This window comes from Rhizobium sp. BG4 (assembly GCF_016864575.1).
Classification (GTDB): domain Bacteria; phylum Pseudomonadota; class Alphaproteobacteria; order Rhizobiales; family Rhizobiaceae; genus Rhizobium.
Genome location: NZ_CP044126.1, coordinates 168,393 through 192,212 on the forward strand (window position 1 = coordinate 168,393; position 23,820 = coordinate 192,212).

General features: G+C 63.1%; 24 protein-coding genes. 14 read left to right on the forward strand and 10 right to left on the reverse strand.

Annotation, left to right across the window (positions count from 1 at the left end; all coding sequences use genetic code 11):
• Positions 1-8: 8 nt before the first annotated feature.
• Positions 9-899 (reverse strand): proline iminopeptidase-family hydrolase, encoded by an 891-nt coding sequence (locus F2982_RS20940; RefSeq protein WP_203430745.1) that lies wholly within the window; start codon positions 897-899, stop codon positions 9-11.
• A 122-nt stretch (positions 900-1,021) separates the two neighbouring features.
• Between F2982_RS20940 and F2982_RS20945 the strand changes: the two genes are divergently transcribed.
• Both F2982_RS20945 and F2982_RS20950 read left to right on the forward strand, forming a co-directional pair.
• Positions 1,022-1,804 (forward strand): LuxR family transcriptional regulator, encoded by a 783-nt coding sequence (locus F2982_RS20945; protein WP_130281416.1) that lies wholly within the window; start codon positions 1,022-1,024, stop codon positions 1,802-1,804.
• A 55-nt stretch (positions 1,805-1,859) separates the two neighbouring features.
• On the forward strand, positions 1,860-2,774 hold the full coding sequence (locus tag F2982_RS20950) for a proline iminopeptidase-family hydrolase (protein WP_203430746.1): 915 nt from the start codon (positions 1,860-1,862) through the stop codon (positions 2,772-2,774).
• A gap of 3 nt (positions 2,775-2,777) precedes the next feature.
• Here the strand turns inward: F2982_RS20950 and F2982_RS20955 are convergent, their stop codons facing one another.
• The 6 genes from F2982_RS20955 to F2982_RS20980 form a co-directional block, all read right to left on the reverse strand.
• Positions 2,778-4,292 (reverse strand): carboxypeptidase M32, encoded by a 1,515-nt coding sequence (locus tag F2982_RS20955; RefSeq protein ID WP_203430747.1) that lies wholly within the window; start codon positions 4,290-4,292, stop codon positions 2,778-2,780.
• Positions 4,293-4,304: 12 nt separating this feature from the next.
• Positions 4,305-5,354 (reverse strand): oligopeptide/dipeptide ABC transporter ATP-binding protein, encoded by a 1,050-nt coding sequence (locus F2982_RS20960; RefSeq protein ID WP_203430748.1) that lies wholly within the window; start codon positions 5,352-5,354, stop codon positions 4,305-4,307.
• The gene (locus tag F2982_RS20965; RefSeq protein ID WP_130281408.1) at positions 5,309-6,316 is read right to left on the reverse strand and encodes an ABC transporter ATP-binding protein; all 1,008 of its coding nucleotides are present in this window, start codon (positions 6,314-6,316) and stop codon (positions 5,309-5,311) included. The genes F2982_RS20960 and F2982_RS20965 overlap by 46 nt, the downstream gene beginning before the upstream one ends.
• Positions 6,313-7,161: an ABC transporter permease gene (locus F2982_RS20970; RefSeq protein ID WP_203430749.1), complete on the reverse strand. Its 849-nt coding sequence runs from the start codon at positions 7,159-7,161 to the stop codon at positions 6,313-6,315. The genes F2982_RS20965 and F2982_RS20970 overlap by 4 nt, the downstream gene beginning before the upstream one ends.
• On the reverse strand, positions 7,158-8,096 hold the full coding sequence (locus F2982_RS20975) for an ABC transporter permease (protein ID WP_112711084.1): 939 nt from the start codon (positions 8,094-8,096) through the stop codon (positions 7,158-7,160). The genes F2982_RS20970 and F2982_RS20975 overlap by 4 nt, the downstream gene beginning before the upstream one ends.
• Positions 8,097-8,176: 80 nt before the next feature.
• A complete protein-coding gene (locus F2982_RS20980) occupies positions 8,177-9,754 on the reverse strand; it encodes an ABC transporter substrate-binding protein (RefSeq protein ID WP_203430750.1) in 1,578 nt (525 codons plus the stop codon).
• Positions 9,755-9,927: 173 nt separating this feature from the next.
• On the opposite strand from F2982_RS20980, the gene F2982_RS20985 reads away from it, so the two are divergent.
• From F2982_RS20985 to F2982_RS21025, 9 genes are all read left to right on the forward strand, one after another.
• Positions 9,928-10,938, forward strand: a complete 1,011-nt coding sequence (locus F2982_RS20985; RefSeq protein ID WP_203430751.1) for a GntR family transcriptional regulator — start codon at positions 9,928-9,930, stop codon at positions 10,936-10,938.
• A gap of 14 nt (positions 10,939-10,952) precedes the next feature.
• Positions 10,953-11,654: a creatininase family protein gene (locus tag F2982_RS20990; protein WP_203430752.1), complete on the forward strand. Its 702-nt coding sequence runs from the start codon at positions 10,953-10,955 to the stop codon at positions 11,652-11,654.
• Positions 11,651-12,667 (forward strand): 2-dehydropantoate 2-reductase, encoded by a 1,017-nt coding sequence (locus tag F2982_RS20995; protein ID WP_112711080.1) that lies wholly within the window; start codon positions 11,651-11,653, stop codon positions 12,665-12,667. The genes F2982_RS20990 and F2982_RS20995 overlap by 4 nt, the downstream gene beginning before the upstream one ends.
• On the forward strand, positions 12,664-13,410 hold the full coding sequence (locus F2982_RS21000; protein WP_203430753.1) for an SDR family NAD(P)-dependent oxidoreductase: 747 nt from the start codon (positions 12,664-12,666) through the stop codon (positions 13,408-13,410). Before F2982_RS20995 ends, F2982_RS21000 begins: the two co-directional genes overlap by 4 nt.
• A complete protein-coding gene (locus F2982_RS21005) occupies positions 13,407-14,777 on the forward strand; it encodes a dipeptidase (protein WP_203430754.1) in 1,371 nt (456 codons plus the stop codon). The genes F2982_RS21000 and F2982_RS21005 overlap by 4 nt, the downstream gene beginning before the upstream one ends.
• Positions 14,778-14,803: 26 nt before the next feature.
• Positions 14,804-15,721: a M14 family metallopeptidase gene (locus F2982_RS21010; protein ID WP_203430755.1), complete on the forward strand. Its 918-nt coding sequence runs from the start codon at positions 14,804-14,806 to the stop codon at positions 15,719-15,721.
• A gap of 98 nt (positions 15,722-15,819) precedes the next feature.
• A complete protein-coding gene (locus F2982_RS21015) occupies positions 15,820-16,374 on the forward strand; it encodes a PadR family transcriptional regulator (RefSeq protein WP_246777630.1) in 555 nt (184 codons plus the stop codon).
• Positions 16,375-16,527: 153 nt separating this feature from the next.
• Complete coding sequence (locus F2982_RS21020; RefSeq protein ID WP_203430756.1) at positions 16,528-17,763, forward strand: efflux RND transporter periplasmic adaptor subunit; 1,236 nt, start codon at positions 16,528-16,530, stop codon at positions 17,761-17,763.
• A 9-nt stretch (positions 17,764-17,772) separates the two neighbouring features.
• Positions 17,773-20,910 (forward strand): efflux RND transporter permease subunit, encoded by a 3,138-nt coding sequence (locus F2982_RS21025; protein ID WP_112711075.1) that lies wholly within the window; start codon positions 17,773-17,775, stop codon positions 20,908-20,910.
• 44 nt (positions 20,911-20,954) lie between these two features.
• On the opposite strand, the gene F2982_RS21030 is transcribed toward F2982_RS21025, so the two are convergent.
• On the reverse strand, positions 20,955-21,290 hold the full coding sequence (locus F2982_RS21030; RefSeq protein ID WP_203430757.1) for a hypothetical protein: 336 nt from the start codon (positions 21,288-21,290) through the stop codon (positions 20,955-20,957).
• A 139-nt stretch (positions 21,291-21,429) separates the two neighbouring features.
• Between F2982_RS21030 and F2982_RS21035 the strand changes: the two genes are divergently transcribed.
• A complete protein-coding gene (locus tag F2982_RS21035; RefSeq protein ID WP_203430758.1) occupies positions 21,430-22,353 on the forward strand; it encodes an MYG1 family protein in 924 nt (307 codons plus the stop codon).
• A 41-nt stretch (positions 22,354-22,394) separates the two neighbouring features.
• Here F2982_RS21035 and F2982_RS21040 read toward each other — a convergent pair whose 3' ends face one another.
• Positions 22,395-22,748: a hypothetical protein gene (locus tag F2982_RS21040; protein WP_112711072.1), complete on the reverse strand. Its 354-nt coding sequence runs from the start codon at positions 22,746-22,748 to the stop codon at positions 22,395-22,397.
• Positions 22,749-22,855: 107 nt separating this feature from the next.
• Positions 22,856-23,056 carry a helix-turn-helix domain-containing protein gene (locus F2982_RS21045; RefSeq protein ID WP_112711071.1) on the reverse strand — a complete coding sequence of 67 codons (201 nt, stop codon included), beginning with the start codon at positions 23,054-23,056 and terminating at the stop codon, positions 22,856-22,858.
• A 147-nt stretch (positions 23,057-23,203) separates the two neighbouring features.
• Between F2982_RS21045 and F2982_RS21050 the strand changes: the two genes are divergently transcribed.
• The gene (locus F2982_RS21050; protein ID WP_112711070.1) at positions 23,204-23,581 is read left to right on the forward strand and encodes a response regulator; all 378 of its coding nucleotides are present in this window, start codon (positions 23,204-23,206) and stop codon (positions 23,579-23,581) included.
• Between the two features lie 81 nt (positions 23,582-23,662).
• A complete protein-coding gene (locus F2982_RS32080; protein ID WP_281438222.1) occupies positions 23,663-23,785 on the forward strand; it encodes a hypothetical protein in 123 nt (40 codons plus the stop codon).
• Positions 23,786-23,820: the final 35 nt, after the last annotated feature.

Below are 23,820 nucleotides of genomic sequence, written 5' to 3' on the forward strand. Positions count from 1 at the left end.
ACACTGCATCAGCTTGCCCCATGCCGCGACAGGAAATCGATCAGCGCCGGATAATAATCCTGCGGGTTCTCGTAGAAGGGCATGTGGCTGGCATTGGCGAAAACCTTGAGCTCGGCATTCGGCAGGGCCAGTTTCATCCTGAGCGCGCAAGCCGGCGTCAGTTCGTCATGCTCGCCGGTGGTGATCAGCACCGGGACAGTCACGCGCGGCAGGTCGGGAATGCGGTTCCAGTCCTTCAGATTGCCGATATAGAGAAACTCGTTCGGCCCCTGCATGGTCTCGTAGGGACCCATGTTCCAGTCGTCGAGCGAGCGGCGCACGGGGGCCGGCCACTCCGGCAGGCGGCAGACATGGCGGTAGTTGAGGATCGTTACCGCCGCCAGATATTCCGGGTGATTGTAGGTGCCCTGCGCCTCATGCTTCTGCATCATCGACACCGTTTCCGGACCGAGTGCGGCGCGCAGCCGCTCCAGTTCCAAGATCAGATGCGGCATGTCGGCGACGGTATCTTCGAGGATAAGCGTCTGGAGGTTTTCGGGATAGGTCAGCGCATAGTCGATCGCCAGCCAGCCGCCCCAGGAATGGCCGAGCATATGGACCTTGTCAAGCCCGAGCGCCTTGCGCACGTTCTCCGTCTCCTCGACATAGCGGCCGATCGTCCAGAGCGAGACGTCGGCCGGGCGGTCCGAAGCGCCGGTGCCGAGCTGGTCGAAGGCGACGACGCGGTAGCCCTTGTCGATCAGACAGGAATGGGCTTCGCGCAGATAATCGCAGGGCAGGCCGGGGCCGCCATTCAGGCAGAAAACCGTTTCGCTTCCGCTGCCGAAGCTGTAGGCTACGACCTTGTGGCCGTCGACCTCGATTTCATGTCGCGCCTCAGGCTCGATTTCACGCCACATTGACCGCTCCGGCAGAAGATTTCGCTTGCTCAATAATTGGGCATGGCTAAATTTTTATCTTAAACCGCAGTCTTTGCCAGCTATAAGAAGTGATAGGTGGTGAGCCACCGATGGAGCCTGCCATGCTTGACGAGATCGGCACGATCAGACGGCAATTCTCAGCCCACCAGACGCTGGAGGGGCGGATTGACCAGGTTTTCGAGGCCATGAAGGCACTCGGTTTCGAGGCCCTGATCTACGACTATACGCCGGTGCCTTACGATCTCGACGGCGAGGTAATGATCCCGTCGCTGCTGAAGCTGCGAAACATTTCCGAGGACATGCGGGAATATTGGTTCGACCGCGGCTATTTCCGTATAGACCCGGTGCAGCAGGTGGCGCTGCGGACGTCGGCGCCGTTCTACTGGAACTATGACGCAGACGCCGACACGCCGATCAGCCGCTTCATGAGCGATGATACGGCGCCTGTGACCCGCTTTCTCAACGAACGCGACATGTCGACGGGTGTAACCGTGCCGGTCCATATGCCGGGCGGCGACTATGCGACGGTGACCGGTATCCGCTTTGGCGCCAATGGCGATTTCGAACGGCATGCGCTGCGCTATATCGCCGACTTCAATCTCCTGGCGCATGTCTTCCACGAGGCCGCCTTCTCGCTTTTCGATGCCGAGGCCCGCAGCGTTGGCAAGATCCGCCTGACGGAGCGCGAGCGCGAATGCCTGCGCTATTCGGCCGAGGGGCTATCGGCCAAGGAGATATCGCGGATCATCGACCGCTCGGTGCCGACCGTGGTGATGCATCTGAACGCCGCGGCCAAGAAGCTCGGCGCCCGTAACCGCACGCAGGCGGTCGTGCGCGCCACGCATTACCGGCTTCTCGACGATCGTCCATCCTATAACTTCTGATAGCTGCCTTCGGCTTTGCGCCGCCGCTATGCTTTTTCCATCATTGCCCCCTACGATGGAGACGCCAGTGGCCGCCGTTCAGACGACAGAAGCCTATCTGCCCTTTCGCGATTACCGCACCTGGTATCGCATCACCGGTTCACTGGATTCGGGAAAGCTGCCGCTCGTTGTTGCTCATGGCGGTCCCGGCTGCACGCACGATTATGTCGATTCCTTCAAGGGTATCGCCGCGCTCGATGGCCGTGCCGTCATCCATTACGATCAACTCGGCAACGGTCATTCGACGCGGCTCCCCGAGAAGGGACCGGATTTCTGGACGCCCGCGCTGTTCCTCGAAGAACTCGATACGCTCCTGAAGCATCTCGGCATTCAGGACCGCTACGCCTTTCTCGGCCAGTCCTGGGGCGGGATGCTCGGCGCCGAACATGCGGTGCGCCAGCCGAAGGGTCTGAAGGCCCTCGTCATCGCCAATTCGCCCGCCAACATGCATACCTGGGTCGCGGAGGCCAATCGCCTGCGCGAAGAGCTGCCGCAGGATGTGCAGGACACGCTGCTGAAGCACGAAGAAGCCGGAACGATCACCGATCCCGAATATATCACCGCCTCGCGTGTCTTCTACGACCGGCATGTCTGCCGCGTCACGCCCTGGCCGGACGATGTGGCGCGCACTTTCGCGGCTATGGACGTGGACAATACCGTCTACCGCAACATGAACGGCCCGACGGAATTCCACGTCATCGGCACGATGAAGGACTGGACAATCGAGGACCGGCTGCCGCTGATCGAGGCGCCGACGCTGCTGATCTCCGGCAAATACGACGAGGCGACGCCGCTCGTGGTCAAGCCCTATGTCGACCGCGTCAAGGGCTGCGAGTGGGTGCTCTTCGAGCATTCCAGCCATATGCCGCATGTCGAGGAAAAGGAGCTTTGCCTCGCCACCGTCTCCGCCTTCCTGTCGAAATACGATTGACGATCACGCGGTGAGAGCGTCGACCTTGCGTGCGAGGTCGGCGATATAGGCCGTGGTCGACAGATCCGATCCCGTCGCATCCATCAGCAGCTGGCTCGCGCTCTTCGAGCGGCCGAACTGGTGGACGTTGCCGTTCAGCCAGGTCTTCAGCGGCAGGTAGTCGCCGCTCTCAAGCCCGTCGGCGATGGCGCGCTCCTTGCAGGCGGCGGCGAAGAACTGCGAGGACATGATGTTGCCGATCGTATAGGTCGGGAAAGAGCCGACCATGCCGGAGGACCAGTGGACGTCCTGCAGCACGCCGAGCGTATCGGAGGGCACATCGAGGCCGAGGTGGGATTTGATCTTCTCCCGCCAGATCGCCGGCAGCTCACTCACCCGGATGTCGCCCGCCATCAGCCCTGCCTCGATTTCGGAGCGCAGCATGATGTGCATGTCGTAGGTCAGTTCATCGGCCTCGACGCGGATGAAGCCGGGGCGGGCGGCGTTGACGGCCCGCCAGAAATCCTCGGGCGTGACGTCCGAGAGCTGGTCGGGGAAGGTCTTCTGCAGATCGGCGAAATTCAGCTCCCAGAAGCGGCGCGACCGGCCGACGCGGTTTTCCCAGAGACGCGATTGCGATTCATGCGTGCCGAAGCTGGTGCCGCCGACGGCGTAGAGATTGACGAAATCGGTGGTGAAGACCGAGCGGCTGAGTTCTTCAGAGATGCCCTGCTCGTACATGCCGTGACCCGCCTCGTGCCAGACGGCAAATAGCCCGCCCGGCAGCCAGGTCTCGCGAAAGCGGCCGGTAATGCGCACATCCGAGCGGGTGAAGGAGATCTCGAAAGGATGGACGGTGTCGTCGAGGCGGCCGCGGTTGAAGTCGTAGCCGAAGCGGCTGGAAATCAGGCTTGAGAAGGCGCGCTGCTTTTCGACCGGGTATGCACGGTCGAGGATTTCGGAGCGAACGCTCGCTTCCTTGGCCCGGGCGAGCAGCGGCAGCAGGCCGTCGCGCAGCTCGCCGTAGATCGCCCGCAGCCGCGACCAGGTCATGCCCGGCTCGTAGGTGCCGACGAGCGCGTCATAGGGATGCTCGGCATAGCCGATCGCCGCAGCGATCTCGCGCTGCATCTCCATCGTCCGTTCCAGCATCGGCGCGAAGGCTGCGAAATCATTGGCGGCGCGCGCCTTGCTCCAGGCAGCCTGGGCAACGGTCTTCAACTCGGCCGCGTCGCTGACCAGCTTTGCCGGAATGCGCGATAGCGTGCCGATCGCTTCGGCGGCCTGCTCGACGGCAAGCCTGCGGCGGTCGCCGGGTTCGGTGCTCTTGAGTTCGGATCGCGCATCCTCGATGGCGCGCTGAAGGCCGTCGCCGGTCGCGAGATCGCGGGCGAGGCCGACCAGCGTGGCGATCTGCTTGCCGCGGGCATCGACACCGCCCGGAGGCATCATCGTGCGGGCATCCCAGGTCAGCAGGTTCACGGCGCAGAGCACGTCGTTGATCCTGGCGATCTCAGCTTCGAAACTGGTGTAGGTCATTGTCTCAAATCCTCATTGCGCCGGAGGAGCGCCGAAATCCTCGATGTGGCAGGCGGCGAGCTGGCCGTGGCCGCGCGGCGTCAGAAGCGGGCGTTCGATCCGGCAGCGGTCGAAAGCATGCGGACAGCGGCTGGCGAAGGCGCAGCCGGGCGGAACGTCGAGCGGGCTCGGCAACTCGCCGCGGGCGGCAACCGTTCGGCTGCGGCGCGACGGGTCGAGTTCCGGCGCGGCATCGAGCAGCGCCTTGGAATAGGGGTGGCGCGGTGCGGTGAAGAGCGCTTCGGAGGTGCTGACCTCGACCACTTGGCCGAGATACATGACCGCGACGCGATGCGAGATGTGCCGTACCAGCCTGAGATCATGGGCGACGAAGACGACCGTCAGATGCAGCCGTTCCTGAAGCTGGAGCAGCAGGTTGACGACCTGCGCCTGCACCGAGACGTCGAGCGCCGAAACCAGTTCATCCGCCACGATCACATCGGGCTCGACCGCAAGCGCCCGGGCAATGCCGATGCGCTGCCGCTGGCCGCCGGAGAACTCGTGCGGATAGCGCGCCGCGGCGTCCTGCGGCAGCCGCACCAGTTCCAGGAGCTCGGCGATCCGGTTCGGGATTTCGGCTTTCGGCCGCATCCTGTGGACGGAGAGCGCTTCGCCAAGGATCTGCTGCACCGTCATGCGCGGATTGAGCGAGCCGTAGGGATCCTGAAAGATCATCTGGACGCGCCGGTTGAAGGCACGGCGCTCGCCGCCGCGCAGGCGCGCGATGTCTTCGCCCTCGAAGCGGATCGCCCCGCCATCCGGTTCGTGAAGCCGTACGAGACAGCGCGCCAGCGTGGACTTGCCGCAGCCGGACTCGCCGACGATGCCGAGCGTCTCTCCGCGATGAATTTCCAGCGTCACATCACGCAGCGCCTGGACGGCGAGCGGCGGCTTGCCCTGCAGGCGCCGCGTCAGGGAGTAGGGGCCGGCAAAACGCTTCGAGATGCCGTCGATGGAGAGGATGGGGAGGGTCGCGTTCAAAGGATCGCCTCCGCTGCGGCCACCTGGCTGTGATGGAAACATGCGGCCGCCCGCCCTGGAGCGCCCACCGTTTCCAGCGGCGGCCGTTCCTTCAGACAGCGCTCGGTCGCAAAGCTGCAACGCGGATGAAAGGCGCATCCTTCGGGCAGGTTGGTCAGGCTTGGCGGTGTTCCCTCGATGGATTGGAGGACAGTGCGGGCCGCACCCGAGCGCGGCACGGAACCGAGCAGCCCGCGCGTGTAGGGATGGTGCGGCTGGCGGAAGACATCGGCGACCGTCCCGGTCTCGACGATCCTTCCGGCATACATCACGGCCATCCGGTCGCAGGTGGCGGCAACGACGCCGAGATCGTGGGTGACGAGCACGACGCTCATCGACAGCCGGTCGCGCAGGTCGAGCAGCAGTTTCAGGATTTGGTCCTGGATGGTGACGTCGAGCGCCGTCGTCGGTTCGTCGGCGAGCAGCAGCTTGGGCGAACAGGCGAGCGCGATGGCGATCATGGCGCGCTGGCGCATGCCGCCGGAAAACTGGTGCGGATATTCCTGCAGACGCCGCTCGGCGGCGGGAATGCCGACGATGTTCATGAGTTCGAGGGCGCGCGCCTTGCGGTCGCGGGCGCTCAATGTGGTGTGGGCAACGAGGTTTTCCTCGATCTGCACGCCAACAGGAAGAACCGGATTGAGCGCCGTCATCGGCTCCTGGAAGATCATTGCGATCTCGCCGCCGCGCACCTTGCGCAGTTCCTCCGCCGGCATGGCGACCAGATCGCGCCCGCGCCATTCGACACGGCCGCTGACATGGCCGGGTTCGCGGATCAGGCGCATGATGGAGCGCAATGTCACGCTCTTGCCGGAACCGGATTCGCCGACGAGGCCGACGACTTCGCCGGGCGCCACATCGAAATCGACATCGGCGGCAGCGATTGCCTGGCCGCGCGGCGTATCGAAGGTGGTGGTCAGGCCGCGGACGATCAAGCCGCTGTTTTCGCTTGCTGCGCCCATCATCGTCTGACCCTCAACAGTTCGGCGACACCATCTCCGGCCAGGCTGAATCCTAGGCCGGTGAGAACGATCGCGACGCCCGGAAAGACCGAAATCCACCAGGCGGTGTTCATGAAGTTCTTGCCGTCGGCGATCTGCACGCCCCATTCGGCCGCAGGCGGCTGCGCGCCGAGGCCGAGATAGCCGAGGCTGGAACCGAGCAGGATGGCGAGCGCCATGTCAGTCATCCAGTAGACGATCGCCGGGGTGATGGCATTCGGCAGCAGGTGGCGGAAGACGATGCGCAGCGGCGCATAGCCCATCACCTTGCCGGCATCTGCATAATCGAGCCGCTTCTGCACTTTGATCTCGGCGGCGACCAGCCGGGCATAGAAAACCCAACCGACAACGCCGACGGCGACATACATGTTGCCGAGGCCGGGGCCGAGCACGGAGACGATGGCGATGACCAGCACGAGGAAGGGGAAGGTGATCGTCGCGTCGACGATACGCCCGAAGATCGCCTCCCAGATGCCACCGGCATAACCGATGAAGGCGCCGACGATGGTGCCGAAGATAAAGGGCCCGATCGTCGCGAAGACGGCGATTTGCATGTCGAGCGTATAGGCATGGATGACGCGCGACAGTACATCGCGGCCGAAACTGTCGGTGCCGAAGGGATGCGCCCAGCTTGGCGGCTTCAGCAGCGCGTTGTAGTCGAAGGTGGTTGGATCGTAGGGGGCAAACAGCGACGGCCAGATCGCCACGATCAGGCTGAGGCCGAGAATGATGCCGCCCCAGATCAGCGAGCGGGGTGGCTTGCGCCACTGGACGAGGCTGTGAGCGGCTTTGGCCGCCGGCGCGCTCATCGTGCAATCCTCGGGTCGAGCCAGGCCTGGACGATATCGGTGACCAGGAAGGTGAGCGAAACCAGGATGGCCAGCGCGATGGTCAGGCCCTGAAGGACTGGGTAGTCGCGGCCATAGATGCTGTCGATCAGCAGGCGTCCGGCGCCGGGAACGGCAAAGACCGTCTCGGTAATCACGGCGCCGCCGAACAGCGAGCCGATCTGCAGGCCGAACAGCGTCACCGTGGAGATCAGCGCGTTGCGCAGGATGTGTCGGATCAGAATGACGCGCGACCGGAGGCCTTTGGCGGTGGCGAAATCGACATATTCGGCATTCATGACACCGATGATCGAGGCGCGCAGATTGCGCATCAGCACGGCAGCGAAGCTCAGCGCCAACGTGAGGGCCGGCAGGAAGAGGTGATAGAGCCGGTCGCCGAAACTGTCGCCATAGCCGCCGACCGGGAAGAGCTTCAGCTGTGCGGCAAAGACCGTCAAAAGCACGATGCCGACATAGAAGACCGGCATGGAAAGCCCGACCTGGAAGGTGCCGCGGATGATGCTGTCGGGCAGCTGCTCGCGCTTGAGCGCTGCAACGAAGGCAAGCGGCACGGAAAGGGCGAGCGCGATCACCGCCGACATCAAGGTCAGCATCAGGGTGACCGGCAGGCGCTGCAGGATCAGCGACATGACGGAGACCTTGAGGCCGATCGAGTTGCCGAGGTCGCCGGTCACGATGCGTTCTACATAATAGAGAAACTGGACGGGAAGCGGCTGGTCGAGACCGAGCTGGCGATTGATGCGCTCGACATCGGCATCGAGGGCGCGATCACCGAGCATGGCGCTGGCGGGATCGCCGGGCAGCAGGCGCACGAGAACGAAAGTGACGATGAGAATGAAGATCACCGTCGGGATCATCTGCAGTATGCGGCGGATAATAAAACTGAAAAGGGGCAATAGCCGCTCCTGGTCTTCCTCTGGTCGAAAAAGGCCGCGGGCCTCGCTATGAGGCCCGCGCAGCAGGCTGGGGTCAGGCGTTACTTGTCCTTCCAGGTCTTGGCGAAGATGTTGTTGCCAAGCGGGATCTGCAGGAAGCCATGAACCTTCTTGCTAAGAGCGACCGGATAGGGCGTCTCGTAGAGCGAAACGATCGGGCCCTGATCGTTGTAGATCTCCTGCATCTTCGCATATTGGTCGGCGCGCTTCTTCGGATCCATCTCCTTCTGCGACGCCTCGAAGAGCTGGTCGGCTTCGTCGTTCTTCCAGCCGCTATGCAGCGCGTCGATCGTCTTGGAATAGACGAAGTAGGAGGTGATCTCGTTCGGGTCGGCGATATCGTCGGTCCAGGCCGCGTTGCGCATCACGAACGTGCCGTCGCGATATTGCTGGGTGCGGGTCGGGTTGTCGACCTGCTGCAGCTCGAGCTTGATGCCGATCTGCGCCCACATCTGCTGCAGCGCCGTGGAGATGCCGACTTCGTCCTGGTTGCCGGCAAGCACGAGAATGCTGGTCGAGAAGCCGTTTTCGAAGCCCGCTTCCTTCATCAGGCTCTTCGCCTTCTCGATGTCATAGGGATAGAGCGGCTTGTCGCCGACATGCAGCGGCGTTGCCGTCGACATGTAGGAGGTCTGCGGCGTGCCGACGCCGTGGGTGACAATCTGGATGATCGCGTCCTTGTTGACGGCATAGTTCATCGCCTGGCGCACCTTGACGTTGGACAGCGGATTGTCCTTGCCACCAAGCTGCGGGCGCACGTTCAGGGTTATGTATTCGACGCGGGTCGATGGGAAGAGCTCCATGTCGAGATTGCCGGCCGACTTCAGCTCTTCGACGCGCGAATAGGGAATGAATTCGGCGCCGTCGATTTCGCCAGAGGTCAGCTTGAGAATGCGGGTGGCATCATCCGGGATGAGCTCGAAGTCGATCCCGTCGAGATAAGGCAGCGGTTTGCCGTCCTCACCCTTGCCCCAGTAATATTCGTTGCGCACCAGCTTCATGCTGGAGCCGCGATCCCAGGATTTCAGCATGAACGGGCCGGAGCCGACGGGATGCTCGGCGAAGGCCTTGGCCTTTTCCTCCTCCGTGGCACCCGGCGATGCCTCGAATGTCTTCTCGGGCAGGATGCCGGTGTTGAAGACGGTGAGCGCTGCCAGAATGGCTGGATCGGGATGCTTGAGCTTGATGATGACGGTCTTGTCGCCTTCGGTCGTCACGTCCTCAATGGACTCGATCATGAAGCCCCAGATGCCGTTGTCCTTCTTGGAGGCGCGCTTCAGCGACCAGGCGACGTCGCCGGGGGTGATCGGGGAGCCATCGGAGAACTTGATGCCGTCGCGCAGTGTCAGCGTCACGCTCATGCCGTCGTCGGCAAGCTTGTAGGCGCTGGCGAGACCCGGCTGTACGCCCTTGCCGTCATCAGTCGGCAGAAGCAGTGTGTCGTAGAGGTTGGACAGGATCCAGATATCGACATTGGCGTCGTTCAGCACCGGATCGAGAAACAGGCTGTCGGCATAACGGCCGTAGACCAGCGTGCCGCCCCGCTCCAGGGCAAATGCAGACACACCGGTGCTCAATAGAACTGCAGCGGCAATGGCCGCCCGAGCGATCATTCTCATGGCATTCCCCTTTTATATTTGGTCTGACTGTTATTATTGGCTATAACGATTTCACGCCAAAAAATGACTGTCAACCAGTTTTTATCCAGCAACCCTAAGACGCTTCGCTTGCCTGCAAGCGGATTTCGAGCTAACCGTTATATATAAATAGAACAGCTAGCCGAACGGGTTTCATGGACTTCTTCATCGACCGGGATTTGCCAGTTCCGCTGCGCACGCAGCTTCAGGGCCTTATCGAATACGGTATCGCCTGCGGTGAACTGGCGCCCGGCGAAGCGCTGCCATCAGTCCGGGATCTGGCGGAAAAGGTTGGAGTGGCGCCGATGACGGTGAGCCAGGTCTATGCCGATCTCAAGGCTGCGGGACTGATCGATACGCGTCCCGGCTCCGGCACCTTCGTCAGCGACAGCCACCAGGCGCGGCTTGCGGCGCGCGCCGATACCACCGATCTGCATCTCCATATCGACCAGTTGATCGACGAGAGCCAGCGGCTCGGCATCCGTACCGCCGACCTCGTCTCGCTCGTCAATGCGCGGGCCTTCTACCGAGACAGCATCGGTCCGCGGCTGCGGATCGTCATGATCGGCATTTTCCAGGATGCGACGGCAAGTTACGCGCGTTTCATCGCTGCCCGTCTCGGCCGCGAGGTGACGGTCGAGCCGCTGACGGTCGCCTCGATCGAGCGCGATCCGGCCGCCAAGGCGCGTGCCAATTCCGCCGACCTTGCCGTGACCTTCGCCAACCGGCATCGCGAAGTGGCGACGCTGGTTGCTAATACCAAGGTGGTGACGATCAGCTTCACGCCATCGGAGGAGACGCGCCGGGCGCTGGCCTCGCTGGATTCGCTTGCCTCGATCGCCGTCGTCTCCCGCTTCCCGGATTTCCTGCCGATCATGAAGAGCGGCGTACAGCGCTTCGCCCCGCATGTCAGCGAGATCAGCGCCACGACGCTGGAGGCCAAGGACCTCGAAGAGCTGCTCTCGAAGGTCTCGGTCGTTATCTACGCATCCGGCGCCGAGAGCGTCACCGGCCTGCTGCCCGAGGGCGTGCAGGCGATCGAATACCGCCATGCTCCTGATACCGCCGATATCGAACGGGTGATCGTGCCGATCATCCGTGCTGCGGGCGTGCAGGCGCAGGGCGAGGAAAGCCCGAAACGGAACGAAGCCGACGCGAAGGTCTAGGAAAGGCAGATGCGATGAGAGTATCGGAGACCAACTGGCAGCAGATCGAAGCCTATCTGAAGACCGATGACCGGGCGATCCTGCCGCTCGGCAGTACCGAGCAGCACGCCGGCCTGTCGCTTTCGGTCGATTCCATCCTGTCCGAGAAGGTGGCGGCCGATGCGGCGGCGCCGCTCGGCATTCCTGTCTTCCCGGTCGTCGCATACGGCATCACGCCGTATTTTCTCGCCTATCCCGGCACGATCAGCATCCGGCAGGAGACCTATATCCGGCTGGTGCGTGACATTCTCGATGGGCTGAGGCTGCAGGGTTTTCGCCGCATCCTCATCGTCAACGGTCACGGCGGCAATCAGCCGGCGGGCAGCATGGCGATCGAGTGGATGGCAGACAATCCCGACACGGCCGTCAAGTTCCACAACTGGTGGAACTCGCCGAAGACCTTCGCCAAGGTACAGGAAATCGATACGGTCGCCTCGCATGCCTCCTGGATGGAGAACTTCCCCTGGACGCGTCTTGAAGGTGTCAAGCAGCCGACGCAGCAGAAGCCGATGATCGATCTTGCCCGCATGCGGGTGATGTCACCCGATGCCGTGAAGGCCTATCTCGGCGACGGCAATTTCGGCGGCTACTACGAGCGGCCTGATGAGGAAATGCAGGCAATCTGGGATGTGGCGGTCGAAGAGACGCGCGCGCTTCTCGAAGGAGGCTGGGCGTGAGCGATCCGATCCTGATCTGGGGCGCGGGCGCCATCGGAGGCACGCTCGGCGCCGCCTTCATCCGGGCCGGCCATGAGGTGATCTTCGTCGACAACGTCAAGGACCACGTCGATGCCATCAATACGAAGGGGCTGAAGATCGTCGGCCCGATCTTCGAGGATGTGGTCCAGGCGAAGGCCTGCCTGCCCGAAGATCTCAAGGGCACCTACAGCCGGACATTCCTCTGCGTGAAGGCGCATCACACCGAGGCGGCGGCACAGATGCTGGTCGAGCATCTCGCCTCCGACGGCTATGTCGTCTCGGCGCAGAACGGTCTCAACGAGCGGGTGATCGCGCGGATCACCGGCGAAAACCGGGTCATCGGCTGCTTCGTCAATTTCGGCGCCGATTATCTGGAGCCGGGTGTCGTCCAATACAGCGGCCACGGCGCCGTGGTGATCGGCGAGCTCGACGGGCGGTTTACGGACCGCGCCGAAGATATCTACGACCTGATGAAGCAGTTCGAGCCCAAGGCGCTGATCACCAACAACATCTGGGGTTTCCTCTGGGGCAAGCTGATCTACGGCGCGCTGCTCTTCGGCACGGCGCTCACCAATGACAGCATCGCCGATGTGCTCGACGATCCGGTCGCGAGACCGGTGCTACGCAAGCTGGCGCTCGAAGTGGCGACCGTCGCCGCCATCAACAATATCCGGCCGGAAGCCTTCGACGGTTTCGATCCGGCAGCCTTCGGGCCGTTGGCGACGCCGGAGCAGACCAGCAAATCCTTCGACGACATGTCGGTGCACAACCGCAAATCGGTGAAATCGCATTCCGGCATCTGGCGCGATCTCGCGGTGCGCAAGCGCAAGACCGAGGTCGATGCGCAGGTGCTGCCGGTGGTCGAGATCGGCAAGGAATCGCGCGTGCCGACACCGCTTGCTGCCCGGGTCATCGAGATGATCCACGAGATCGAGGACGGCAAGCGGCCGCTTTCGATGGAGAATATCGAAGAGCTTGCGAGGCTGGCATGAACATTTCCTTCGAGGGAAAGACGGTGGTCGTGACCGGGGCAGCGCATGGCTTCGGCCGCTCGATTGCCGAGGGGTTTGCGAGCCGCGGCGCACGGGTCCATGTCTGCGACGTCAATGCGGCGGGGCTGGCGGAGACGGTGAAGCTCTGCGGCGACAGGACGAGCGCCCATGTGCTCGACGTCGGCAATCGGACCGATGTGCAGGCGCTGGTGCCTGAGTTTGGCGATGTTGACATCCTCGTCAACAATGCCGGTGGCGTGCGCGGCCAGGTCGGCCGGCCGATCGAGGACATATCCGAGAGCGACTGGCAGGGGATATTCGACGTCAATCTGTCGGGCGCCTTCTTCATGTCGCAGGCGGTCGCGCCTGTCATGAAGAAGCGCAAGTCCGGCCGCATCATCAATATTTCGAGCGGCGCCGGCCTTGGTATTTCGCTGACCGGCATCCAGGCCTATGCCAGCGCCAAGGCCGGGCAGATCGGCCTGACGCGGCAGCTGGCCCACGAGCTTGGCCCCTGGGGCATCACGGTCAACAATGTCGCCCCCGGTTTCGTCCGCTCCAATCCAACCACCGAGCGGCAGTGGGACGCGATGGGCGAGGAAGGGCAGGCGCGGCTGTTGCAGAACATTGCGCTGAAGCGCCTCGGCGTGCCGGAAGATATTGCCGCCATGGTGATGTTCTTTGCCTCCGATTATGCCGGCTGGGTTTCCGGCCAGGTCATCAGCGTGGATGGCGGCAAATGAGCGTCGAGACCTATCTGGAAGAGAATTATCCGGCAGCCCTCGAAGACCTGAAGGCCTTCTGCCGGATCCCGAGCGTCAGCACCGATCCGGCCTTCATCGATGGGATCCATCAGGCGGCCGCCTTCGTTGTGTCGCGGCTGCAGAAGGCAGGCTTCGCTTCCGTCGAGATGTTGCAAACCGGCGGCCATCCGGCCGTCTACGGCGAGATCATCGCTGATCCCAAACTGCCGACCTTCCTTGTCTACGGCCACTACGATGTCCAGCCGCCGGACCCGCTGGAGAAATGGCAGACCCCGCCCTTCGAGCCGGACGAGCGCAATGGCAGGCTCTATGCCCGCGGCGTCTCGGACGACAAGGGGCCGTTGCTGATCCCGATCCTCGTCGCCGAAGCCTTCATGCGCGTCGAAGGCAGGTTGCCGGTCAATCTGAAGGTGCTGATCGAGGGCGAGGAGGAATCCGGCAGCCCGCATTTTGCGCCGACGCTGGAAAAGTATCGCGAGAAGCTCCGCTGCGATCTGGTGCTTTCGGCCGATGGCGCCATGTGGCGGCCGGACAAGCCGTCCATCACCGTCGCAAGCCGCGGTCTGGCTGCCCTCGATATCACCGTGACGGGCGCGGCCAAGGATTTGCATTCCGGCCGCCACGGCGGCAGCGCACCGAACCCGATTGCTGCGCTTTCGGCGCTGCTCGCTTCGATGCATGGCCCGGATGGCCGGGTCAGCGTCGAGGGCTTTCTCGATGGTGCGACGCCTCCCGATCCGCGCATCCTGACGGCGGTCGACGCCTCGAATTTCGACAGTGCCGCTTATTACCGCGAGATCGGCGTTGCTGGCGGCGATCCGATCGATACTGGCCGCGAACTGCTGATCCGCCAGTGGCTGGAGCCGACGCTGGAGTTCAACGGCATCTCGGGCGGCTATCAGGGTAAGGGTACCAAGACGGTCATCCCGAATGCCGCTGGCGCCAAGATCACTTGCCGTCTCGTCGCGGGGCAGAAGCCGGATACGGTTATCGCTGCGATCACCCGCCACCTGCAGCAGCGCCTGCCGAAGGGTTTCCAGCTCGAAATCCATCGCCATGGGCCGGGCAGCGAGGCCGATTTCGTCGATCCTGATCTGCCGGCGCTGAAAATCTCGGAAGAGGTGCTGGGCGAGTTGCTGGGCCAGAAGCCGCTGCGCGTTGCCATGGGCGCCACGATCCCGATCGGCAGCGCCTTCCGCCAGCATCTCGGCTGTGCGGCGATCTTCTTCTCATTCTCGACGGCGGATGAGGATTACCACGCACCGAACGAATTCTTCCGGCTTTCGAATTTCAAGCTGGGCATGCGCGCCTGGACCATGCTGCTGCGACGGCTCGCCGCCGCCTGAGACGATCTAGTGATGGAGGATAAGCGATGACCGCCCTGCCAGCCTTGAGGACCGGAAAGCCCCGATCCGAGTTGGGCCATATCAAGCCGACGGCGGAACTCGAAATCCCCTATGCAATCATCGAAGGAGCCGAGGCGGGGCCGTGCCTGCTGGTGACCGCCGGTGTCCACGGTTCGGAATATTGCTCGATCGAAGCGGCGGTCCGGCTGATGAAGACCAAGCCGGAGGAGATCAGGGGCACGCTGCTCATCCTGCCGATCCTCAATGTCGAGGCCTTTCACCGGCGCAACATCTACATCATGCCGCAGGACGGCAAGAACCTGAACCGGATGTTCCCCGGCAAGCCTGACGGCACGACCAGCGAGCAGCTTGCCCACTGGCTGGTCACCGAAGTCTTTCCGAAGGCCGATGCCTATATCGATTGCCATGGCGGCGATCTCGACGAGGGCCTCGAACCCTTCACGATCTTCCCGGCCGGTTGCGAGAAATCGCAGGCGCTTGCTGCCGCATTCGGCATCAAGATCGCGGTCGCAGCCGGCGGTTCGGGCTATACGGTCGATGCCTCTCACAAGCTCGGCATTCCCAGCATCCTGCCGGAGGTCAGCGGCAACGGTCTCTGGGGCGAGGCGACGGTGACGCAGATGACCGACGGTATCCGCCGGGTGATGCAGCATATCGGCATGCTCCCGGGCACGGCGCAGGTAACCAAGCTTGACGTCGTGACCATGTGGGTACCAACCGCATCCGCCAAAGGTCTCTGGTATCCGGCAAAGGATCTCGGCGACCGCGTGATCGCAGGTGAGGTGCTTGGCGAGATCAGGGACGTCTTCGGCGGAACGCTGGCCACCATCCGCTCGGAAAAAGCAGGCTTCATTCTCTACCGGCTGACCAGTCTGTCGGTGAACGAGAAGGAAGCGCTGCTTGGCGTCGGGACACCGGTCTGACACCCGCATATCACGGAACCGTCACGCGAGATTAAATTTTCGTCATATATCGCGATATATCTTGATTGCCGATATATCGGGACGATAGGTTCCGCCGCATGACCGGCCGAGACCTGCATTTTTCCGATGATGCCCGCCCTGAAGACGAGCGGGACGATCACCCCGGGCGCCATCCGCGTGGCGGGCGCGGGCGGCGGCTGTTCGATTATGGGGATCTGCGTCTTCTCATCCTGGCGATGATCGTCGAGCGTCCGGCGCACGGCTATGAACTGATCAAGGCGATCGAGGAGCGTCTCGGCGGCAGCTATTCGCCGAGCCCCGGCGTCATCTATCCAACGCTCTCCTGGCTCGACGATATGGGCTACGCCTCCATCACGCTCGAAGACGGCGGCCGCAAGCTCTACCGGCCGACGGCGGAAGGGCGGCTCTTCGTCGATGCGAATAGAAAGCAGATCGACGATATCCTGGCGCGCGCTGTCATCGCCGGTGAGCGTGGTCCGCCGCGCGATGCGCCCGATGAGGTGGTGCGCGGCATGCAAAACATCAAAATGGCCTTGCGGATGAAATTGCGGCAAGGCGCCGTCACTAAAGAGACGATCAGCGCTGTCGCCGAGGCTCTCGATGAGGCAGCCCGCAAGATCGAGCAGAGCTGAGAGCTTGCCGTGCCGCCTGCGCTTTGACGAGCTGCGGCGGGGTGCGGACGAAACCGATTTCGCGGTCCGCCGTTATAGCGGCGGCCGCCATTGCAAATCACGAACTGCCTGCATTGCCTCCCAAGCGATCGCCAGGCGACACAGGAGCCTTGAATGCCTATCGCCAAGACCAGATGGCTTGCGAACCTTGGTTATGCCACCGCGCTCACGCTTGCGCTCGCATCCTGCAACGAGCAGGCGCCGCAGCAGCAGAAAGCCGCGGCCGATGCCAAGCCGCAGGTGAGCGCCGTGACGCTGCGTCCGCAATCGGTGACGATCACCGCCGAAGTGCCGGGCCGCACCGCTGCATCGCTGATCGCCGAGGTCCGCCCCCAGGTCGGCGGCATCATCCGCGCCCGTAATTTCAAGGAGGGCAGCGAGGTCAATGCCGGTGACGTTCTCTACGAAATCGAGCCGAGCCCCTACCAGGCTGCCTTTGACAGCTCGGTTGCCACGCTTCAGAAGGCTGAAGGTGCGGTTCCGAGCGCCCAAGCGAAGGTCGATCGCTACCAGGGCCTGACCTCTCAGGCCGCGGTCAGCAAGCAGGATCTCGACGACGCCCGCTCGACGCTGGCGCAGGCTCTCGCCGATGTCGCCTCGGCGCGCGCTGCCCTCGAGACCGCGCGCATCAACCTCGGCTATACGAAGATCCGCGCGCCGATCGGTGGCCGCATCGACGCATCGGCTGTCACGGTCGGCGCGCTCGTCACCGCCGAGCAGACGACGGCGCTCGCGACCATCAACCAGCTCGACCCGATCAATGTCGACGTCACGCAATCGAGCACCAATCTTCTCGCCCTGCGCAAGTCGATCGCGGATGGACGGATCAAGACGACGGGCGACAATGTCTCTGTCAACGTCAAGCTCGAGGACGGCTCGAAATACGACAAGCCCGGCAAGTTCGAATTCCTCGAATCCTCCGTCTCGCAGACGCTGGGAACCGTGACGGCGCGCGCGACCTTCCCCAATCCCGACCGGCTGCTGCTGCCCGGCATGTATGTGCGCGCGACGATCGAAGAGGGCGTGGCGCCCAACAGCTTCCTCGTGCCGCAGCGTGCAGTCACCCGCGACACCAAGGGCGATCCGACGGCAATGTTCGTTTCCACGGACGGCAAGGTGCAGCGGCGGACGCTCAGCGTTCAGCGCAGCATCGGCAACAGCTGGCTGGTGGCCGGCGGCATCAATGATGGCGACCGCGTCATCGTCGAGGGCATCCAGCGCGTCAGGGACGGCCAGGATGTCAAGGTCGACGACGTGACGCTCGACGACGCGACCGGCGAGATCAAGCAGGCCGATGCGGCCGAGGCTGCCCCGGTCAAGGAAGCGGCGAACACGCCCGTAACGAAGTGAGGTAAGCCCGTGTCCCGGTTCTTTATTGCCAGGCCGGTCTTTGCCTGGGTCATCGCCATCGTCATCATGCTTGCCGGCATCCTGTCGATCACGACACTGTCGATCTCGCAATATCCGCAGATCGCGCCGACCACCGTGCGCATCTCCGGCACCTATCCGGGTGCCGACGCCGAGACGGTCGAAAACTCCGTCACCAAGGTCATCGAGCAGGGCATGACCGGGATCGACAATCTCGACTACATGACCTCGACTTCGCAATCGACCGGTCAGGCCTCGATCTCTCTGACCTTCACCAGCGCCGCCAACCCCGACGTTGCGCAGATGCAGGTGCAGAACAAGCTGCAGCTCGTCGAGGCGCAGCTGCCGCAGAGCGTTCAGAACACCGGCCTGACGGTAACGAAGTCGACCTCGAACTTCCTGATGGTCATCGGCTTCGTCTCGATGGACGGCAAGCTGACATCGACCGACCTGGCCGACTACGTCAACAGCTCGCTGAACGACACGCTGAAGCGCGTTCCCGGCGTCGGCGACACGCAGCTCTTCGGCTCCGGTTACGCGATGCGCATCTGGGTCGATCCGGACAAGCTCGCGAAATACTCGCTGATGGTCAGCGATGTGACGAACGCGATCGAGGCGCAGAATACCCAGGTCGCCGCCGGCCAGCTCGGCGCGCTGCCGCAGCGCAAGGGCCAGCAGCTCAATGCGACGGTGACGGCAAAGAGCCGCCTGCAGACGCCCGAGCAGTTTCAGAACATCATCCTGAAGAGCGCCAGCAGCGGTTCGCTGGTGCGGCTGAACGACGTCGCGACTGTCGAGCTGGGCGCCGAGAGCTATTCGAGCTTCTCGACCTATAACGGCAATCCGGCCGCCGGCCTCGCGATCAACCTCGCCTCCGGCGCCAATGCCATCGATACGGCAGAGGCGGTTCAGTCGACGGTCGAGACGCTGCGCGGCACGCTGCCGCCGAATGTCGAGGTCGTCTATCCCTATGACACGACGCCCTTCGTCAAGCTGTCGATCGAAGACGTGGTGAAGACGCTCGTTGAAGCGATCGTCCTCGTCTTCATCGTCATGTTCGTCTTCCTGCAGAGTTTTCGCGCGACGCTTATTCCGACGCTCGCGGTTCCGGTCGTGCTGCTCGGCACCTTCGGCGTGCTCGCCTTCTTTGGCTACTCGATCAATACGCTGACGATGTTCGGCATGGTGCTGGCGATCGGTCTTCTGGTCGATGACGCGATCGTCGTCGTCGAGAATGTCGAGCGCGTGATGGAGGAAGAGGGGCTTTCGCCGCGCGAGGCGACCATCAAGTCGATGGAGGAAATCACCGGTGCGCTGATCGGTATCGCGACCGTGCTGTCGGCGGTGTTCATCCCGATGGCCTTCTTCTCGGGCTCGGTCGGCGTCATCTACCGGCAGTTCTCGGTGACGATCGTGTCGGCGATGCTGCTGTCGGTCGTCGTCGCCCTGATCCTGACGCCAGCGCTTTGCGCCACGATCCTCAAGAAGCCGAAGCACGGTGCCAAGAGCCGCGGCGTCTTCGGCTTCTTCAACCGCAATTTCGACCGAGGCACCCGCGGCTACCAGCGCAGCGTCAGTGGCATCATTCGCCGGTCCGGCATCTTCATCGCCATGTTCCTGCTGATTGCTGTCGCGACCGGCTATCTCTTCACCCGCCTGCCGAGTTCGTTCTTGCCGGATGAAGACCAGGGCATCCTGATCACCAGCGTCCAGCTGCCTGTCGGCGCCACGGCCGACCGCACACAGAAGGTGCTGAAGCAGGTGACGGACCACTATCTCAACGACGAGAAGGACTACGTCACCGGCGTCATGGCCGTCGTCGGCTTTGGCTTCGGCGGGCAGGGGCAGAATGTCGGTCTCGCCTTCGTCAAGCTCAAGGATTTCGACCAGCGAACGACGCCGCAGGCGAAGGCTCAGGCCATTGCGCAGCGGGCGATGGGAGCATTCTCGAAGATCAAGGACGCCAATGTCTTCGCTCTGTCGCCGCCGGCCATCCCTGGCTTCGGCAACAATGCCGGCTTCGATTTCTATCTGAAGGACATGAACGGCGCCGGCCACCAGCAGCTCATCCAGGTGCGCAACCAGCTTCTCGCTGCCGCAGGCAAGAGCAACAAGCTCGTCGGCACGCGCCCGAACGGCCAGGAGGATTCGCCGCAATATTCCGTCGATATCGACCAGGAAAAGGCGAGTGCGCTCAACCTCAACCTCTCGGATATCGACACGACGCTGTCGACCGCCTGGGGCGGCAATTACGTCAACGACTTCATCGACCGCGGCCGCGTCAAGAAGGTCTATGTCCAGGCCGACAAGGCGTTCCGCATGCAGCCGGAGGATTTCGACCGGTGGTATGTGAAGAATTCCGATGGCGAGATGGTGCCGTTCTCGGCCTTCGCCGACGGCCACTGGAAGTTCGGCTCGCCGCGCCTGGAGCGCTATAACGGCTCGTCCGCCGTTGAAATCCAGGGTGCTGCGGCACCGGGCGTATCATCAGGTGATGCGATGAACGAGATCGACGCGATCGTCGGCCAGCTGCCGGGTGGCTTCACCCATGAGTGGACCGGCCTTTCGGCGCAGGAACGTCTCTCCGGCAACCAGGCAGCGCAGCTCTACGCGATCTCGATCCTCGTGGTCTTCCTGGCGCTTGCAGCCCTCTATGAAAGCTGGGCGATCCCGTTTGCGGTCATGCTCTCCGTTCCGATCGGCGTCTTCGGCGCGCTCGCCGCGGCGCTGCTCTTCGGCCAGAACAACGACGTCTACTTCAAGGTGGGCCTGCTGACGACGATCGGCCTTGCGGCGAAGAATGCGATCCTGATCGTCGAGTTCGCGATCGATCAGCAGAAGTCCGGCAAGGATTTGGTCACGGCGACGGTCGAGGCGGCGCGCCAGCGCCTGCGGCCGATCCTGATGACCTCGCTCGCCTTCATCCTCGGCGTCTTGCCGCTGGCGGTCGCAAGCGGCGCGGGGTCGGGCAGCCAGAACTCGATCGGTATCGGCGTCATGGGCGGCATGATTTCGGCCACCGTCATCGGCGTCTTCTTCATCCCGCTGCTCTTCGTCACCGTCCGTCGCGTGTTCAAGGCGCGGCCGGTGGAAGAGGAGCCCGGCGAGGCCGTCGCCGAGGCGAAGTGATATCAGGGCCTGAGGCGCGCATCGCTGCGCCTCAGGCCAGTCCTTCAGATGTAGCCGGAATGCTCGCCGAACGGCACGTCTTCTTCATCAAGATTGCCGGTGCCGATGCGCTCGCTCTCGCCCGACAGCTTCTCGGCGTCGTCGGTCTGCTCCGGGCTTTCGGAGTGATGCAGATCGAGATGGCGGCTGCCGGCGTCTTCGGCATTACTTTCTGGATGCGGGTGCTCGCCTGACTTCCTGCGGTCCTCAAGCCCCTCGTCGATTTCCGCCTGGCGGCGCGCTGCCCATGCGATTTCGGGTTCTGCCACCGAAATGCTGTGTTCGATGCGTGTTGCGATCGGCGCCGCGGATGCGGAAATCTTCGATATTTTCTCGACCAAACGCGCCTCCGCCAACCGCTGATATCGGGACTATGCCGGAATCGGTACCGATCCGCCAGAGAGTGGGCGGATAGCGATTGAGCTTCAGGCGCTCTGCGGCTATTGGCTCAGGCAACATCTCCCTGTCGAAGGTCTTCACGTGAACATTGAATTTCTGGTCACCCATTCCGGCGGCTTCCATGCCGACGAGCTGATGTCGAGCGTCGTGCTGACGAAGCTGTTTCCTGCAGCCAGGATCGTGCGGTCGCGCAGCCCGGAATGGATTGCACCGGCAGCCGATCGCATCGTCTATGACGTCGGCGGCGCCTTCGATCCCGAGCTTCGCATCTTCGACCATCATCAGCGCGGCGCGCCGGTGCGCGAAGACGGTCGGCCGTTCAGCTCGTTCGGCCTGATCTGGCGGCAGTACGGCATGGATTATCTTGCAGCACTCGGCGTTCCTGCCGAACGGGCGGCCGCGGTTCATGCGGCTTTCGACCGGAAATTCGTGCTGCCGATCGATCTCGTCGATAACGGCGCCATCGACCCGTCGATCGCCGGCGAACTCGCCGGTCTGACGCTGCCCGCACTTTTCGACACGCTGAAGCCGTCTTTCGATGCGCGCGGCGAAGATGCCGACGAGCGGGCTTTTCATGCGGCGCTCGCCGTTGCCGCGATCTTCGTTGAAGGCGGCATCCGCGTTCAGGATGCCAAGCTTCGCGCCGAGGCGCTGGTGCTGGAAGCGATCAAGACGACGGGCGACAACCGCGTTCTGGAACTGCCGATGGGTATGCCCTTCCGTCCGGCGATCATCAAGGCGGGCGCGGAGCATCTGCTCTTCGTCGTCCATCCCCGCGAAAACGACTGGTGCGTTACCGGGATCCGCCGTGCCGACGAGGGTTTCGAGCTGCGCGCCGATCTGCCGGCGGCATGGGCGGGACTTTCGAATGTGGAGCTGGAAAAGGCGTCCGGCGTTACCGGCGCCACCTTCTGCCACAAGGGCCGGTTCATCGCCGCGGCGAAGACCCGTGAGGCGGCTCTGGAACTGGCACATCTTGCCGTCGAAGACGTCACCTCGGCCTAAAGAGGGGCTGACGTCCTAGCGGGACGTCAGCGATTTCAGAATTAGCGTCCGATAACCGGGCAGCCGCGCACATTGGCGAAGCTGATTTCGTCCTGCCCGCGGCGCGTCCAGCCCTGGACGATGACGCGGCGCGGCGTGATGTCGACGACGCGTGCACGGCGGAAGCCGAAATCACGGGCCTTGTCTTCAGCCCAGCGCGGATCGCAGCCGCGCGGCGGACGGCCGTAACCTGGCGGGGGCGGCGGCGGGCGGCGCCAATCCGGCTGCGGCGCAAAACGCGGCGGCGGCGGACGGTCATAGGGATCGTAATATTGCGCGGAAGCGATGCTCGACGTCGAGACGACGCCAGCCACTGCCAGAAGCAGGCCGAGGCCGATTTTCGTAAGATTTGTCATTCAATGATTCTCGTTTTGGGGCAGACAGGCGAAGCTAAAGTAGCGCATCGTGGCGAACTGATGGCCACGCACGAAGCCGCATGCTTTTCAGTGCGGCAGCCTGAAAGTCAATCGATGACGCCCTTGCGCAGGGCGGCCGCAACGAGCGCGGTGTCCTTGTAAACAGCAAAAATGTCCTTCAGGGCGTCGATATGGGTGCGCACCGTGTGCACGGAGCAGCCGAGAATCATGGCGATCTCCTGCGCGGTCTTGCCGGCGCTCATCAGCTCGAGGATTTCCTTCTCGCGTTTTGTGACCTGGATCGACATACCCTTTAATATGGTACGCCAGCGCCCGGATTGCACGGCCTGATCGCGCAAATGCGATCAGATTTCATGTTGCGCGAAAATCCCGATCGCCTCGCTTGAAAATCGGACGGCGCGAGCAATCTCCTCCTGACGCGAGGAGATAGGAACATGAACGTCTTGATTGTCGAAGACGAGGGCTTCATCGCCCTCGAATTAGAACGAATAACCACCGAAAGCGGCCACCGCGCCCTTGGTCCGGCGGCGACCATCGAACAGGCGCTGGCCTTTGCGCCGCGAGCGGATGTGGCGCTTGTGGATGTGGGCTTGTCCGATGGAACGAGCGGAACGCAGCTGGCGCGCCGTCTGATCGACCGCTTCGGCATCAGCGTCATCTTCGTGACGGGCGCGCCGCAGGCTGTATCGCAAGGTTTTGATGGCGCCTTCGCCGTTGTCGGCAAACCGTTCAGCGACGAGCGGATCGCAACCGCGCTGCAGGCGGCAGAAGACTGGCGGCGCGGGCATCCGGCCCGGGCGTCTGCGCTCTAGTCTCAATCGCGTGAACGCCTGAACAAATTGAATTGCGCAAGGTTTGATCCGGGCGGGCAAGGCCCCGCTCGGGTGAGGACCATGACATATTCAACTTCAGGCATCCCAATTCAGCGTTACAAGGCGTCGCTGCGCGCCATTCGCCGGGCGCTGCTGGTTGCCAGTGATTTCGGCAACACCGTCTGGCGCGTTTCCGCGCAATAGGAGTCTGCAGCCGGGCTTTGCCGCCCGGCTGCATC